The organism is Paenibacillus sp. PCH8, from assembly GCF_002968835.1.
Classification (GTDB): Bacteria; Bacillota; Bacilli; order Paenibacillales; family Paenibacillaceae; genus Paenibacillus.
Genome location: NZ_PKQK01000001.1, coordinates 374,956 through 391,707, shown reverse-complemented (window position 1 = coordinate 391,707; position 16,752 = coordinate 374,956). Strand labels below are relative to the sequence as shown.

The following is a 16,752-nucleotide window of genomic DNA, read 5'->3' as shown; positions in this document are numbered from 1 at the left end:
ACATTAACGGAGAGGACAGAAAAAACCTGAAGAAGCGAACCGTTCGCCTAAAAGCTTTCTGAAAGAAGGCTGCTTCGGAAGCATAGGTTTATCACCGGATTTTCCCTTTAAGAAAAGGGAATCAAAAAATCTGGGGATAACAGCGATTGGAAGGTTGTTCTGTCATCGGAGTGTCCCGTGTAAACATCTTGGTTCAACTTATATAACAGAAGTCGAATATTGATACGCATTTTGTGATATTTCTCGGGAAATAAATCGGCTGTGTTTCGTCAGGAAACGCGAAGCCATGGGACATTAAAGGAGGAGCATATTGTGAGTATCAAAAGAGCGCTGGTTAGCGTGTGGGATAAAACAGGCATCGTGGACTTTTGCCGCGAGCTGTCACAAATGGGTGTGGAGATTATTTCGACAGGAGGTACAAGCAGCCTGTTGTCGAAGGAAGGCGTACCTGTTATCGGAATTTCAGATGTGACGGGATTCCCGGAAATTATGGACGGACGTGTCAAAACATTGCACCCGGCAGTTCATGGCGGCTTGCTGGCTGTTCGTGACAACGAAGATCATAAACGTCAGATGGAAGAGAACGGACTGGGGTACATCGATCTGGTTGTCGTGAACCTGTATCCGTTCCAAGATACGATCGCCAAACCGGATGTAACGTATGAGGACGCGATCGAGAACATCGATATCGGTGGTCCAACCATGCTTCGTTCTGCTGCCAAGAACCATGCCTTCGTTAGCGTTGTTGTAGACACCGCAGATTATGGCAAGGTGCTTGAAGAAGTACGTAGCAGTGGAGATACGACACTCGAAACACGCAAACGGCTTGCGGCAAAAGTGTTCCGCCACACAGCGGCTTACGATGCAGTTATTTCCGATTATCTCTCCAACCTGAATGGTGATCCGCTACCAGAGCGTCTGACGGTTACTTACGAAAAACTTCAGGATTTGCGCTACGGCGAAAATCCACACCAGCAGGCGGCATTCTACCGCAAACCGCTGGCTGCCCAAGATACATTGACAACAGCCGAGCAATTGCACGGCAAAGAGTTGTCCTATAATAACATCAATGATGCGAATGCAGCATTGCAGATCGTGAAAGAATTTGAAGAACCGGCAGTTGTGGCGGTCAAACATATGAACCCTTGCGGTGTGGGAGTTGGCAATAGCATCTATGAAGCCTACAGCAAAGCATATGCTGCAGATCCTACATCCATCTTTGGTGGCATTGTGGCTGCGAACCGCATCATCGACAGCGATACAGCGAACAAGCTGAGCGAGATTTTCCTGGAAATCGTACTGGCTCCTGACTTTACACAAGAGGCACTCGATATCCTCACCAAGAAGAAAAACATTCGTTTGCTCAAAACGGGTGAACTGAATGCGGCTCGTAAACGTGAAAGTCAATTCGTGGTCACGTCCATCGACGGCGGCATGATTGTACAACAATCGGATGTACATTCCATTGAAGCCAGCGAGCTGAACGTAGTAACGGATCGTGCGCCATCCGAAGAGGAAATGAAACAGCTGTTGTTTGGCTGGAAAGTTGTTAAACATGTGAAGTCCAATGCCATTGTACTTGCTGCGAATGACATGACAGTAGGTGTAGGCGCTGGACAAATGAACCGTGTGGGTGCAGCCAAGATTGCGATCGAACAAGCTGGCGAGCAAGCCAAAGGTGCCATTCTGGCATCCGATGCATTCTTCCCGATGGGAGATACACTTGAGCTGGCAGCTAAAGCAGGGATTACAGCAGTGATCCAACCTGGTGGTTCCATCAAAGACGAAGAGTCCATCAAAGTGGCGAATGAATATGGCATCGCGATGGTCTTCACAGGTGTTCGTCATTTCAAACACTAAACTTTAAACGATAAATTCATTGCTTCCAAAGGATGAACAAGCGAGTAGGCTTGTTCATCCTCTTTTGAAGCTTTTTTGTTAAGGAAAATCGAAAGAATCCCAATATGCATGGAGGATAAGGGAATAATGGATAAAATGGATATTCTGGTAGTAGGCGGCGGTGGCCGTGAACATGCAATCATCTGGGCGCTGGCGAAGAGTCCAAAGGCAGGCAAGATTCATTGTGCACCCGGAAATGCAGGCATTGCTCAACTGGCTGAATGCCATCCGATTGCGGTGAATGAATTCGATAAACTAACGGCTCTTGCTGTAGAGCTTAAAGTGGGTCTAGTGGTTATTGGTCCAGATGATCCGCTGGCGGACGGGATCGTGGATGCTTTTGACTCGACAGGTATTCCGGTATTTGGGCCGCGTCGTAATGCAGCTGAGATTGAGGGCAGCAAAACGTTCATGAAGGATCTGCTGCACAAATATAATATTCCAACCGCAGCCTATGAGAAATTCGACAATGTTGAACAAGCTCAGGCTTATCTGGATGAACAAACGATTCCTGTTGTTATCAAGGCGGATGGACTGGCAGCGGGCAAGGGCGTTACAGTTGCCTTTTCCCGTGAGGAAGCGAATCAGGCACTTCACAGCATTATGGTGGATAAAGTATTTGGCGAAGCAGGTGCCAAAGTGATTATTGAGGAGTTTCTGGAAGGACAGGAAATGTCGATTCTGGCCTTCGTCGATGGCGAGACCGTTCGCCCGATGGCTGCAGCACAGGATCACAAGCCTGTATTCGATAATGATCAGGGGCCAAACACAGGCGGTATGGGTACGTATTCACCACTTCCACACATTCCTGCGTCTATTATTGAGGAAGCTGTGGACACGATTATCATACCGACTGCCAAAGCGATGGTGTCCGAGGGACGTCCGTTCCGTGGTGTATTGTTTGCCGGACTGATGATCTCCCCGGATGGCAAACCAAAAACCATTGAGTTCAATGCACGCTTCGGAGACCCGGAGACACAGGTGGTATTGCCACGTTTGAAGAGTGATCTATTCGACATTTTCTGGGCGACCGTTCATGGCAAATTAGCCGACATTGAGATTGAGTGGAGTGATGAAGCAGCCGTATGTGTGGTGCTTGCTTCTGGGGGTTACCCAGGGCCTTATGCCAAAGGCGTAGTCATTGAAGGACTGGATCAAGTCGACGATGCGGTGGTGTTCCACGCAGGTACATCGCGTAGTGAATCAGGAGACTGGCTCACGAATGGTGGACGTATTCTGGGCGTAGTTGGTCTGGGTACGGATATTGCTGAAGCGAGAAATAAAGCCTATGTACAAGCGGAGCGCATCCATTTTGAGGGCAAACATCAGCGGACCGATATTGCTGCTAAAGCACTAGTATAATAAAGGATACTCCAAATGAATGAATTGTTAATCCGCTGATGGTCTAGTTTCGGTCACAAGACTATCGCTGGATGGCAACATAGAATAGAGCCGCGAGAGCCTGCAAAGATGAGCACCGGGAGGTGTTTGCATCCTGCGGGCTCTTTGCTGCGTATACTCATGTATGATTTTAAAAAAAGTATGAACTAATCTGGATAGACTGATCCATACGTTGGGAGCATATTTTCTCACAAACCATTAGGTTTCACGCCTGTTTAATGCCCAGAAGTAACGGGTAGTATTTCTATAAATTGGACTATACTAATCAAGTGAAGAATATCACATTAGTAGATGCTATGAATAAGTTAGATAGGGATCGCCAACATACATAAAGACTATTTTGTGAACAATAAACTGTAAGCTTGTTCCAAACCATAACGTGCAACTGGATGGTTCGGTTGGAATCATGGTATACTTTTCGGAAACAGGAATGAGTACGAGGGGAGGTGGATATCTATTGGGAAGGCGATATTGTAAATTGTCCAAATGGCGAATCTAGATGGAGTTAAGCGAGGAACAATTGACAGCATGAGGGGAAACCCGATTTGAGTGGAGAAGTTTCTGCAAGTCATTGACTTCATCTTGATTTCCTGTTTTGGTTTTACAAGGTCAACGTACGACATATACAAACGTTATTATCAATTGATTTTATATACGGCATACGGCAAGTTGAACGACAAACAGCAGATGAATGGTTAACCAAGTTAACGGATCACGCTGTAACTATCTCTGGAGGTGAATCCCTGTGAAACGGGGAAATCATTGGACATAATTACCATATTGAACATTGCATTACTTATTATCTTGATTGCATTGACTGCATTTTTCGTAGCTTCTGAGTTTGCTGTAGTCAAAATTCGTACATCAAGAGTGGATCAACTGGTTGCCGAGGGCAATAAAAAGGCAGTACTCGCCAAAAAAGTGGTCTCGGACCTGGATTATTATCTATCAGCTTGTCAGCTTGGTATTACGGTCACTGCCCTGGGACTGGGAGCGCTCGGAAAGCCAACGGTTGAGAGATTATTATATCCGGTATTTGATTACCTGAACGTATCACCTTCAGTCTCATCCATTGCTTCATATGCGATTGCTTTCATACTCGTTACGTTCCTGCATGTCGTGATTGGTGAGATGGCACCCAAAACACTTGCGATTCAGTTCTCGGAAAAACTGACATTAATGCTCTCACCATCGCTATACTGGTTTGGCAAGATCATGTATCCGTTCATCTGGGCGTTAAATGGAGCCTCACGTGTTCTTCTTAGAGGATTCGGAGTGAAGCCAGCAGAACATGATCAAGCTTACTCGGAGGACGAGATCAAAATCATCATGAACCAGAGTTACGAAGGTGACGAGAACAATAAGACCAAGCTTTCGTATCTGGAAAATGTTTTTGTATTCGATGAACGTGATGCCAAAGACATCATGGTACCGCGTACAGAACTGGTAACACTTAATCAGGATATGACCTATGACGATATTATTCCTATATTGGATGAACATAATTATTCACGATACCCGGTCATCGAGGATGGAGACAAGGACCGTATTGTCGGCTTGGTGAATGTGAAAAAGATTTTGCCGGACATGGTTGCCGCAAGATCGTATCAGCTGAGTGAATTCGTTCGTGAGATTCCGTTCGTTTCTGAAGTGACACCTATCCAGGATGCGATGATTAAAATGCAACTGGAACGTGTTCACATGGCTGTAGTCGTGGATGAATACGGTGGTACCTCGGGGATTATCACGATGGAAGATATTCTTGAGGAGCTTGTTGGTGAGATACGTGATGAATTCGATGCCGATGAGGTTGCTGATATTCAGGAGACCGGAGAGAATCAATATCTCATTAACGGCCGGGTACTTCTGGATGAAGTGGAGCGGCAGTTCGGGCTTATCTTTGAAGGAAACGAAGAGATGGATACCGTTGCCGGATGGATTCAGTACCAGAGGGGTGTAGGTGTGGAAAAAGGTGACACGGTAGAACACGGTGATTATGTCTGGACCGTCATGGATACCGAAAATTATCACATCAAGCAAGTTCTTCTGGAACGAGTGAGCGGCGCTGAGATTGAGGAAGCTGCTAGCGATCTGGCGTGATCTTACCCGGTAATCTTTTGAAACTTTAAATGTTTTTGCGATAAGTAGCAGTGTAGGGGACGGACCGGAACGTCACTCGTGCAACCTTAATATAAATTTTACTTGGAGGTGAATCCCTCTACTTGAGGGAAATCATTGGACGGAATAATAGCCTTGAATTTATTTTTAGTAGCCGTATTTATCGGTCTGACAGCTTTTTTTGTTGGAGCTGAATTCGCCATTCTTAAAGTACGGATGTCCCGAATCGATCAATTGATCTCGGAAGGTAACAAAAAGGCAGTACTGGCCAAAAAAGTGGCGCACAACCTGGATTATTACCTGTCTGCGTGTCAATTGGGGATTACCATCACGGCGCTGGTATTGGGAGCCTTGGGTGAGCCTACCGTAGAGAAAATGTTACATCCGTTGTTTGCGCGAATGGAAGTACCGGCAGCATTGTCTACCGTGCTTTCCTACGGTATTGCTCTGGCGATCATTACTTTCCTGCACGTGGTTATTGGTGAATTGGCACCCAAAACACTGGCGATCCAATTTGCAGAGAGAATGACGCTATTACTTGCACCACCGCTGTACTGGTTCGGTAAAATCATGAATCCGTTCATCTATGCGCTGAATGGAGCTGCTCGTCTGTTGCTTGGCTTATTCGGTGTAAAACCTGCTGGTCACGATACGGTTCACTCCGAAGAGGAGCTGAAGCTGATTATGGCACAGAGCTTTGAGAGCGGTGAGATCAACCAGACGGAACTGGACTATCTCAAAAATATTTTTGCTTTTGATGAGCGTCTGCTTCAGGAGATTATGATTCCGAAAGATAAAATTGTTACGTTGAATAAGGAAATGCCCCTTGATCAGATGATTGAAGTGCTGAATCAACATGAATACACGAGATACCCTGTAATTGCGAATGGGGATCAGGCTAGCTTTGTAGGCTTCATTAACACCAAAGAAATGCTGACAAGTGTGGCTGCGGGCAGAGCATTCAGTATGGAGACATTTGTTCATAATACGCCGAGTTTCTCCGAGCGTTCTCCAATCAAGGACGTGCTGATTCAGATGCAGCAAAGCCGTGTACACATTGCAACCGTGAAAAACGAGGCAGGTGCTACGGTAGGTATGGTTACGATGGAAGATATCCTTGAAGAGATCGTTGGAGATATCAAGGATGAGTATGAACACAAGGATTTGGTGAATCCACCCAAAAGATTGAAATTGGTATAAGAAGTAGTGACATGAAGCAATAATAAGGATGATAAAGAAACGCTATCGTTCTGACAGGAAGCAGGTTTCCGAGGTAATCGGTGCCTGCTTTTTGTTGTTTGTACGGTTCAGGGAGCGAGTGGTTCAACGGGATCACGGTCCAATAAATCTTAATTTTAAAATAATTGCTTGCATATCTTCGATCAATGGACTAATATAAATTTAAATAATCTTAATTTAAAGATAAATAACGATACGCAGGAAATGAAAACAGTAAATAAAAGATGCTTCATATAACGATCAACCAACTAAAACCAAGGGAGTGGAGATTATGTTCAGAACTTCAGGAATTCACCACATTACGGCTTTTGTAGACGATGCACAGAAAAACGTTGATTTTTACGCAGGCGTATTGGCGCTTAGAATGGTAAAAAAAACAATTAATTTTGATGCACCGGACGTGTACCATCTGTATTATGGTAATGAAGAAGGCGCACCAGGCACCATCATGACCTTTTTCCCTCAACAAAATTCAAGAAGAGGAGTCATTGGTTCAGGCCAGACGGGGGTCACTGTATTCGCGATTCCGGTTGGCAGTCTGCCTTTCTGGAAAGAACGTCTTGCTTCCTTCGATATTCCGTTCGAAAATAAAACCAGATTCGGTGAACCGTATATTCGCTTCTTCGACAAAGGCGGTCTGCTGCTCGAACTGGTTGAGCGTGATGGTGGACAGCCAAGCCACTGGACATTCAATGGTGTACCATCGGAGCATGCGATTAAAGGCTTCGGCGGCGCTGTATTGTTCAGTCACGTACCTGAGAAAACTACAGACGTACTTGTAACGATGCTTGGTCTGGAGAAGGTTAGCGAGGAGAATGGAATGATTCGCCTTCAGGCGAGCGGTGACATCGGGCAAATCATCGACATTCAGTCCACGGGCATTCAGCGCGGAATCGGCGGAGCGGGAACGGTACACCATATTGCATGGCGTGCAAAGGATTATACGGAACATGAACAAATGCAACAGGATCTTGATCAAGCCGGATATCATCCAACGCCAGTTATTGACCGTCAATACTTCAACGCCGTGTATTTCCGGGAACCGGGCGGTATCCTGTTCGAGATTGCAACGGACCCGCCGGGCTTTGCACGGGATGAACCGCAAGAGAGCATGGGTGAGAAATTAATGTTGCCTGAATGGTATGAACCACAGCGCGAGCAGATTGAACAATTGTTGCCACCTATTCAAGTACGCGAATGGAAGGGAGAGTCCAAATCATGACTACAACGAATACTATGAAACATATCTATAAAGCAGGTGCTCAGCCCGATGCTCCAACCATTCTGTTGCTTCACGGCACAGGCGGAACCGAGAATGATCTGGTGGGCCTGGCTGAGATGATTGCACCAGAGGCAGGCATGCTGGGGGTGCGTGGTAACGTATCGGAGAACGGGATGCCCCGTTTCTTCCGTCGCTTGGCAGAAGGTGTCTTTGACGAAGAGGATCTCATTGCACGGACGGCGGAACTGGGTGCTTTTGTCGATGCAGCTTCGATGGAATACGGGTTCGATCGTTCAAACGTGTATGCGTTGGGCTACTCCAACGGTGCCAATATTGCGGCAAGCCTGATCTTCCATCAGGCGGATGTATTTAAAGGTGCGATGCTGCATCATCCGATGGTTCCCCTGCGTGGTCTGGACTTGCCGGATTTGAAAGGCCTGCCTGTCTTCATCGGGGCAGGAGAGAATGACCCGATTGTGCCGAGACGTGAAACAGATGAGTTGGCTTCGCTTCTGAGCGGAGCTGGTGCTGAAGTGCACATGCACTTGGAGCGTCAGGGTCATCAGTTAACGCGTACCGAGGCAGAAGCTGCAGCGGCGTGGTTTCAGGCACAGGCGTAATTAGGATTAATATGTGGTGAGCCTCTGTTTTAAGCTAATAAAAGGTAATCCATGAGATTCCTATGCGGCTGGCACAGTTACCCGATCCGGGAATGGATCGGGTTTTTTTTGACTACATATAAAAAGCCCGAAAGGCTTAGAGCGTACAATACAACCCGAATCAAACACAACATAGTTGTCGTAAAGGATGGAATATTCTATAATGATGTAATTGATAATCGTTTTCAATTAGACTTGGAAGAGTATGACTATGTTATTGATGAAATTGTACGAATGATAAATGATGAGAGCTCAGGCGCAAGAACAGAACAAAAGTGATACAATACAAAGAAAAGCAGTGCACGACATTGCTAGACCATAAAAGCGGAGTGTGGAGACAACATGAAACCAGTTGAACAAGAACCAACGGGAACCACAAGTCCCGGTCGTGCCAGTGTTGGCATGGAAGATATCGTGCGCGCACATCATGTGCTGCGTGAGGTCATTGTAAGAACGCCGTTACAGCGGGATGCTGTATTGTCGGCCAAATATAATTGTAATGTGTATCTGAAAAGGGAAGACCTTCAAGTGGTGCGCTCGTTCAAAATTCGGGGTGCCTATAATATGATTCGCAGTCTGACACCAGCTGAGATGGAGAAAGGGATTGTCTGTGCGAGCGCGGGCAACCATGCCCAAGGTGTCGCTTTTAGTTGTAATGCGCTCGGGATTAACGGCAAAATCTTCATGCCGAGCACAACGCCGAACCAGAAGGTGAAGCAGGTGCGACGCTTTGGCGGAAACAACGTTGAAGTGGTGCTAATCGGGGATACGTATGACGATGCATACGCAGAAGCAATGCGTGCATGTGACGAACAGGGCATGACGTTCATCCATCCGTTTGATCAACCTAAGATTATTGCAGGTAATGGTACGGTAGCGATGGAAATCATGGAAAGCCTCGATGAGAATGCCGACTATGTGTTCGTTACGATTGGTGGCGGTGGACTGGCAGCCGGCGTGGGAACCTACATGAAGACCGTGAGTCCAGAGACACGTATCATTGGTGTTGAGCCACTTGGGGCAGCTTCCATGAGTGAAGCGATGTTCCGCAAACAGGTGGTTACGCTGGATGATATTGATAAATTCGTGGATGGCGCTGCGGTGAAACGGGTTGGTGATCTGACCTTTGAAATCTGCAGCAGCGTGCTGGATGACATTCTGAAAGTGCCAGAAGGCAAAGCCTGCACGACCATTCTGGAGCTTTATAATGAAAATGCAATTGTAGTCGAGCCTGCTGGTTCCTTGGCTGTTGCAGCGCTTGAGCAATATCGTGAGCAAATTGTGGGCAAGACGGTGGTCTGCGTTATTAGTGGCGGGAACAACGATATCGACCGCATGCAGGAGATCAAGGAACGTTCCCTGATCTATGAAGGTCTGAAGTATTATTTCATGGTGAATTTCCCGCAGCGTGCAGGAGCTTTACGTGAATTCCTGGAGGAAGTTCTAGGGAAGAATGATGATATCACCCGGTTCGAATATACGAAAAAGCATGACAAGGAAAACGGCCCTGCTCTGGTGGGCATCGAGTTGATGTACAAGGAAGATTACCACCCCTGATTGAACGCATGAACCGCAAAGGAATCGCCTATACTGAACTGAACAAAAATCTCAATCTGTTCAACATGTTAATCTGATGAATCATTCCAAGATGAAGTCAGGCATGCAGGCGGACGTGAATTCAAGGTTGCAGCCAGATCATCAGGGGGCACCTCCTCAGATCAGACCTGCGCGCATAGAAGATGCAGATCAGGTCATTCCATTACTTTATCAGGCTATAGGGGATATTGCCTACGCGCTTGCGGGTGAAGCGAATCATGATAAGGCGATGGAGATTTTGAAACAATTTTATATGCAGGCAGGCAATCGGATCAGCTATCGTCATGTGACGGTGATGGAACAGGATGGACTGATCGCTGGCATTCTTGTGGCCTATGATGGTGGTGAAGCGGATCGACTGGACCAGCCGATTCTGGATCGAGCTGGACGAAGCCAGGATGAGAAGTATGTGTTGGTGAAAGAAACCCGTCCGGGGGAGTATTATCTGGATACTCTCTCGGTAAGTGAAGCCTATCAGGGACAGGGCATCGGCCGCGCGCTGATGGCTGCTTTTGAGGAGCAGGGCAGAGATCTCGGTCACTTACAGGTATCCCTGATTGTAGAACGGGACAACGGCCGTGCACTAATGCTGTACGAACGGCAGGGATATGTCAAAGACGATGTGATTGTCATCGCAGGACATGAGTATAATCATATGGTCAAACCTATTCAATAGTGTAAGGACTGACGGGGTTAAATCAGTTTTTAGTTTTTATCATAGAATGTCAAAGCAAAACCGCCACAGGAGCAATTCCTGCGGCGGTTTTTGGCATGAGCCAGCCCCTATGTGGTGTATAAGATCAGGGCTGACGAATAAATCAGATCAGCTTAATAGATCGCTTAGTCGCTTACCGGAACGTTTTGCTCCAACCATTTCTCCACAACAGACGTTTTCTCAAATTTGGCTTCAGTAACGATATCCATAAATTTTTCGAGTTTGGTCAGGAAGTCGCTATCTTCGGATGAGTTACGTTGTAAGACAGCTTTGTAACCTTTCTGCGCATTGGCTGTCATTTTGTTCGTTTCATAGTCAAACAGAGGTGTATTGTTCAGGCCATAAAACGTATACAGGGTATAGTTATTCATCAGGTTCTGCACCTGCTGTACCCGATTGGACTTTGGATTTTCACTCAGGAAACGTTCCTGATTCATGGCGCGATTGAGGATTTCCTGGTATCCAATGATCAGGGCACCATCATCGGCAGCCAGATTGCTAGTCTCGACGGCCATGATATTGATATATTGTTTGATGTCGGGACTTACGTACGAAATGTATTTCTGAAAAGCCATGTAGTTCATGATGGGATAGAGAGAACCTTCCAGCATAACAAGACGATAGCCGCTATCACGTGCCTGTTGAAGCAGTGCACGAAGACGGGTGTCTTTGGTACGCGCCATCAGTTGTGTGAAGCTGTCATTCCACTTGTAGGCGTTCATCATTTTTTCCTGCACATTAGGCACCAGCAGACGGTCAATCATGGCTGTTAACGCCTTATTGCGGGCATTCTCGAGCTGTAAGACCATCAAGGTTGCGTGATGGGTGGTGACTTTATTGATATGAGATTCGAGATAGGTATCCGCGGCAGGCAAGCCGTTCTTTTTGTATAGCATGGACTGAAACGTTGTATATATGGTTGTTGAATTGGCAGTCGTTACTTTGGCATCTGCACTGAGTGAAGCGGCAGCAGCGACTCCGGATAAGGGAGTGACAGCCGTTTGAAGCAGCATGGCAATGGCCGTGGCTGTAATGAAGGTGCGCATGCCTTTACGTTTGGCAGATCGGAACGATGATGTCATAAATATGAACCTCCCGTAGGTGAAAAAATGATAGGCGTTGTTCACTAGTTACTATACATTAACCCAATTGGGGCAGGATGTGGTTGCGGAATGATGACAAATTCTTCTGTTATTTTTAACTTTTGGAGGGTGGAAGATAGAGGAACAGTACTGCGAAAATATATTTTGAGCAACTGGAAACTTTTGAGCTGATCGGAACGTCTTAGATGTGCACAGGTAAATACAGGAATTATTGAACTGAACAGCGAATTCTATTTCGATGTAACTAATTGCGAGAATGGGGATATGGGATATGAGGAAAGCAGGAGGAAAACAAGTGAAGAAGGTAATGTCAGCGCTGGCTGTATCAGCTATGCTGATGTCCGCACTTCCAACGTCGGTTATGGATGCAGCTGCGAGAATCAGCATATATATTAATGATGCGGAGCTATCATCTGCTCAGGCACCTGTGATGAAAGGTGGACGCGTACTGGTTCCGCTTCGGTCGATTTTTGAAGGATTGGATGCAAAGGTACAGTACACGAACAGAACCAAAACGATTGTTGCAACTCGCGACAATCAGGAAGTTACTTTGACGCTCGGTTCCAAAACGGCATACATCAACGGGGAAGCGATCTCTCTGGATGTTCCTGCGAATACGATCAAAGGTAACACGATGGTTCCCATTCGTTTTGTCAGTGAAGCCTTCGGTGAGAAAGTATTCTGGAACTCACGCAATCAGCGTGTAGATATTAAGACAACGTCTACACCGCCAGTGGATGAGACTCAATATGGGGCTTGGAATATCTATGGTGCGGTATCCGGAAGTAACGGAGATGGTCGTGACCTGACCGTGAGCTTCACACGTCCAACTTCGGAGAAGGCGGTATCTGCTTACCGGATTATGCTGGTGAAAACTCGTGATGTGAATAGCTTCACGGAGTCAGCAGCATCTGCTGTACCTTCTGCGAACTATACATCTGTTACACCGAATGGGAACAACCCGAAACTGACGCTGAATGCACAGACGCGTGACGTTAACGGCGATTTGCTCAATAGCAATGAAACCTATCGCCTCTATGTAGTGACTGTAGGAAACAGCAGCAATAATTACAAAAATCTATTGGGATGGTCTTCCCAATCGTTGAAATTAAATACTGTGAAATCCACAGTACAGGCTGTTACAGGTTTGCGTGCCGCAGATATTAGTGACTATAATGATGGTCGCGATCTGGAGATTAACTTCACGCAGCCAAGCACGACATCGAACATTACCTATTATCGTGCGTTTGTAGTTAAAGCGAAGGATTCTTCCGCATTCAATCTGGATGCAGCGAACAAAGTGTCCAGTGCAAACTCCACGATCATATACAAAGGCAATAGTGCTGCGGTTAAAAGCCAGCTAACATCTTCGACACGGGATACGTCCGGAGAACTCATCAAGAATGGCACGGCTTATGTTGTATACATCTTGTCCGTAAGTACTAATACAACAACAGATAGCAAGCTGTCCGCAGTGTCCAGTTCATTGACACTGGGAGTGAATACAGCAACAGCTCCTGCGATTACACAGGTGAGAGACAACTCGGATTATGGAGATGGTCGTGATATTCAGGTGAGCTTTAACCGTTCATCGGATGAGTCCAAGGTGGCGAATTATCGCGTCTTCGTTGTACGCAACTCGGTGGCAAGCAGCTTCAGTCTGGCGACAGCAAGCAATCTATCCTCCAGTCTGTACTATACGGTGAACAAAACAGGCAACAACATTACAACGACATTGCCTTCATCCATGAAGGACACAAGCGGTTATAACGTAACGAATCTGCAAGATTATCGAATCTTCGTCATGGCAGTGGGCAATCAGCAGAATGGATACACCAATGCGCTGTCCGCTTCATCCACGGTGTTGAGACTGACAACGAACGGCAATGCGGGAGTTATCAGCAACCTGGCTGTTGCGGATATTGGTGACAACGGTGATGGGCGTGATCTGCGAGTTTCTTTCAACAAAGCTGCGGATGAATCCAGAATCTCTGCATATCGAGTATATGTCGTTCGTTCTGCTAATGTGGGCAGCTTCACGCTGAGCGCAGCTAATGCGTCGAACAACTATACACAGGTGAACAAAACGGGTGGTAACCTGTCCGTGACGCTTCCAAACGCTGTAGATACCAATGGTTATACCATTACCAATAACGTTGCTTATCGGGTATTCGTGCTGTCGGTGAATAACAACGGAAACTCCAGTCAGAATGCTTTGTCTGGTTACTCTTCCCAGATTACCTTGTCGGCAAACGCGGCGGTAACCGCTCCGAACACTGTGGCTGCAACCGACATCGGAGATAATGGAGACGGTCGTGATCTGCGTGTGACGTTTAATAAATCCGCGGATGAGACAAATGTGAATCATTATCGGGTGTTTGTGGTGAAAAATGCGAATGCAGGCAGCTTCAATCTGAACGCAGCCAATGCGGTGAATAGCTCCAATTATACGTATGTAAGTAGAACGGGAAATAATCAAACGATTACCTTATCTAATGGTTCGAGAACAGTGGATAACGACTTGATTAGCAATGATGTGAGCTATCGGGTGTATGTAATGGCTGTAAATAATAACTCGTCTTTGGCGAATGTAATATCGTCAGCCTCCGGTATAGTTACATTGACTTCAAATGCCGCTGTGGCGGCGGCAAGCAATGTGAATGTAAACGTCAAAGATCAAGGACAATCTGGAACGCCTTCAGATGTAACAATAACCTTCAACAAAGCAACTAGCGAGACCAATATCTCCAATTATCGTATCTTGATTGTGCCTGCTAACCAAGTGAGTGGATTCAATACAAGTTCTGCTCTTGGAATTAATTCCTTTGTGGAAATTAATAAGAACAATGCAGGCAGTCCAGTAGTACTAAACGGTGGACATCGAGATATTAATGGTAGTGTGCTTGTAATTGGACAGAAATACAGTATGTTTGTCTTGTCTGTTTCGGACAGTACGTCACGTGCTTCCAACCTGTCTTCTGCTTCCAATGAGTTTAATATCTTTGCACAAGCAAATGCGGTTCAAACTGCCACTATAACAGGCCTTCAAAATACAAGTATTGTAACTGAGGCAAGTTATAAGCTTACCTTTACTAAACCATCTTCTGAAACTGGCATTTCTGCATACCGACTCTTTATTGTTAAAGGAACAGATAGTTTGGATGTCACTACAGCAACCTCTAACACTAGCTACCAAATTGGAAATCCTGCAGCGGTTGAAGTTACTTTAACGAAAACAGCTATAGATTCAACTGGAGCCAATCTGGTGGAAGGAGGCGAGTACAAGGTGTATATTCTTTCAGTTGCTGCAAATACAACAACGAATAAACATACACTTTCAGGTCCATCGGATATATTCAAGCTTGAGAAGGCTCAGTCTACGCCAATACAGGAGCCTACCACTCCACCAGCATCAAGTGAGGGGCAAACACCTGCACAAGGCTGAACGTAAAAGTTGATACTGAAGTAAACTCGGACTCCCTTTCCTACTGGAAAGGGAGTTTTTCATCGTAACTCCATAATTGTCACTGGATGCAAATACTTCAACTGCTGTATGAAAATCTTGTCGTTAAAAAGGTTCCTTAGACCATTGTTGCAACAGGACAAACAGCAGGATAATAAAGGAAATAATCTATATAGATTGAACTACACATTTACACGAAACGGAGAGGACAGAAATAACCTGAAGAAGCGAAGCGTGCGCCTTTATCCCCGAATTTCAACCTTTAAAAAAGGAAATCAAAAAATCTGGGGATAACAGCGATCGAAAGGTTGTTCTGTCATCGGAGTGGCCCGTGTAAATATTCTTTAGTTCAATTTATATAGAAGCCTATGAGCCGAAAGGAATGATGGAATGCTTGCATTTCGTTTGACGGGCCTGCCGGATTCCCGGTTGCCGCTATACCTGTATTGTGTGGGCACGCTGGAAGAGAAAGTTCTGCACAGACCGGATGGATTTCCGGTCTATCAGTTGTTTTTGTCACGCGGCGGTGAAGGGCAGTTCAGGCTTCCGGGAAAAGGGACGTGGACGATGGGAGCAGGGCAGTTGTTCGTGGTGGAACCCGGGGTGGCTCATGAGTATATGCCTCATTCCAAAACAAGTGGTGAACTGGGCTACATCGGTATTGGCGGTGCATCGGCGGAATCGATACTTCGATCAGCGGGTTTGCTTCAGATTGAGCCATGTTACATCTCCGGTGTTGATCTCCTTTGGTCAAGGATGACTAGTCTCTGGCACGCGCTGGATCAAGGAGTAACGGAGATGTGGAACACATCAACCTTGATCTATCAGCTGATTCTGGATATCGCACAATCCAAAATCCCCTCTGATGTGGGTAACGTAGGTATTGGATCATCCACGGCGAAGGATGGGACTGTAACACATCCTCATCGGGAGTCCGATCCAGGCAGAGATGCACTCAACCGAGCAGTTGCATTGATGCATACTCACTACCAGGACGATCTGTTATTGAAACATGTAGCTGACGCAGTGGGTTATTCGGTACAGCATCTCAATCGGTTATTTCATCAGCATTATGGTGTGACGGGACATCAGTACATGCAACGAATGCGTTTGCAGAAGGCTTCAGACTGGCTGGACAAGCATCCGCAAGCAAGTGTCAGAGAGGCAGCAGAGATCGTAGGCATGGAAGTGAATTATTTCATTCGAATGTTCAAGCGAGAATTTGGAGAGACGCCGGGTAAAGGAATCAAGCATCGCAATCAGCTTCAACGGGAGCAGGACCTTAGGGATTCCGCAAACCCGTTAATTGAAAAATGAGAATGATACGTAATAAAAAA

10 protein-coding genes and 1 pseudogene are annotated in these 16,752 nt (G+C 46.2%); 10 read left to right on the top strand and 1 reads right to left on the bottom strand.

Annotation, left to right across the window (positions count from 1 at the left end; genetic code table 11):
• Window positions 1-312: 312 nt before the first annotated feature.
• From purH to C0Q44_RS01610, 8 genes and pseudogenes are all read left to right on the top strand, one after another.
• Window positions 313-1,860, top strand: a complete 1,548-nt coding sequence (gene purH / locus C0Q44_RS01650) for a bifunctional phosphoribosylaminoimidazolecarboxamide formyltransferase/IMP cyclohydrolase (protein ID WP_105405772.1) — start codon at window positions 313-315, stop codon at window positions 1,858-1,860.
• Between the two features lie 135 nt (window positions 1,861-1,995).
• A complete protein-coding gene (purD, locus tag C0Q44_RS01645) occupies window positions 1,996-3,261 on the top strand; it encodes a phosphoribosylamine--glycine ligase (RefSeq protein WP_105407569.1) in 1,266 nt (421 codons plus the stop codon).
• Window positions 3,262-4,062: 801 nt separating this feature from the next.
• Entirely contained in the window at window positions 4,063-5,400 is a 1,338-nt protein-coding gene (locus C0Q44_RS01640) for a hemolysin family protein (protein WP_105405771.1), read from the top strand.
• A 135-nt stretch (window positions 5,401-5,535) separates the two neighbouring features.
• Window positions 5,536-6,618, top strand: coding sequence for a hemolysin family protein (locus C0Q44_RS01635; RefSeq protein WP_105405770.1), 1,083 nt, complete (start codon window positions 5,536-5,538; stop codon window positions 6,616-6,618).
• A 310-nt stretch (window positions 6,619-6,928) separates the two neighbouring features.
• Entirely contained in the window at window positions 6,929-7,879 is a 951-nt protein-coding gene (locus tag C0Q44_RS01630; protein WP_374955062.1) for a ring-cleaving dioxygenase, read from the top strand.
• Window positions 7,880-7,893: 14 nt separating this feature from the next.
• Entirely contained in the window at window positions 7,894-8,499 is a 606-nt protein-coding gene (locus C0Q44_RS01625; RefSeq protein WP_105407567.1) for an alpha/beta hydrolase, read from the top strand.
• A 381-nt stretch (window positions 8,500-8,880) separates the two neighbouring features.
• Window positions 8,881-10,172, top strand: a pseudogene (ilvA, locus tag C0Q44_RS01615) (threonine ammonia-lyase IlvA).
• Complete coding sequence (locus tag C0Q44_RS01610) at window positions 10,172-10,810, top strand: GNAT family N-acetyltransferase (RefSeq protein ID WP_258166120.1); 639 nt, start codon at window positions 10,172-10,174, stop codon at window positions 10,808-10,810. The pseudogene ilvA and the gene C0Q44_RS01610 overlap by 1 nt, the downstream one beginning before the upstream one ends.
• Before the next feature lie 164 nt (window positions 10,811-10,974).
• Here the strand turns inward: C0Q44_RS01610 and C0Q44_RS01605 are convergent, their stop codons facing one another.
• Complete coding sequence (locus C0Q44_RS01605; protein ID WP_105405768.1) at window positions 10,975-11,931, bottom strand: hypothetical protein; 957 nt, start codon at window positions 11,929-11,931, stop codon at window positions 10,975-10,977.
• Window positions 11,932-12,247: 316 nt separating this feature from the next.
• Here C0Q44_RS01605 and C0Q44_RS01600 point away from each other — a divergent pair, with 316 nt between their 5' ends.
• Window positions 12,248-15,397, top strand: coding sequence for a copper amine oxidase N-terminal domain-containing protein (locus C0Q44_RS01600; RefSeq protein ID WP_181150812.1), 3,150 nt, complete (start codon window positions 12,248-12,250; stop codon window positions 15,395-15,397).
• A 408-nt stretch (window positions 15,398-15,805) separates the two neighbouring features.
• Entirely contained in the window at window positions 15,806-16,732 is a 927-nt protein-coding gene (locus C0Q44_RS01595; protein WP_105405766.1) for an AraC family transcriptional regulator, read from the top strand.
• Window positions 16,733-16,752 lie beyond the last annotated feature (20 nt).

Excerpts from the sequence above, each read along its gene's own strand:
- purD (WP_105407569.1), top strand. The coding sequence starts at position 1,996 with ATGGATATTCTGGTAGTAGGCGGCGGTGGCCGTGAACATGCAATCATC.
- C0Q44_RS01630 (WP_374955062.1), top strand. The coding sequence starts at position 6,929 with ATGTTCAGAACTTCAGGAATTCACCACATTACGGCTTTTGTAGACGAT.
- C0Q44_RS01625 (WP_105407567.1), top strand. The coding sequence starts at position 7,894 with ATGAAACATATCTATAAAGCAGGTGCTCAGCCCGATGCTCCAACCATT.
- C0Q44_RS01610 (WP_258166120.1), top strand. The coding sequence starts at position 10,172 with ATGAATCATTCCAAGATGAAGTCAGGCATGCAGGCGGACGTGAATTCA.
- C0Q44_RS01605 (WP_105405768.1), bottom strand. The coding sequence starts at position 11,931 with ATGACATCATCGTTCCGATCTGCCAAACGTAAAGGCATGCGCACCTTC.
- C0Q44_RS01595 (WP_105405766.1), top strand. The coding sequence starts at position 15,806 with ATGCTTGCATTTCGTTTGACGGGCCTGCCGGATTCCCGGTTGCCGCTA.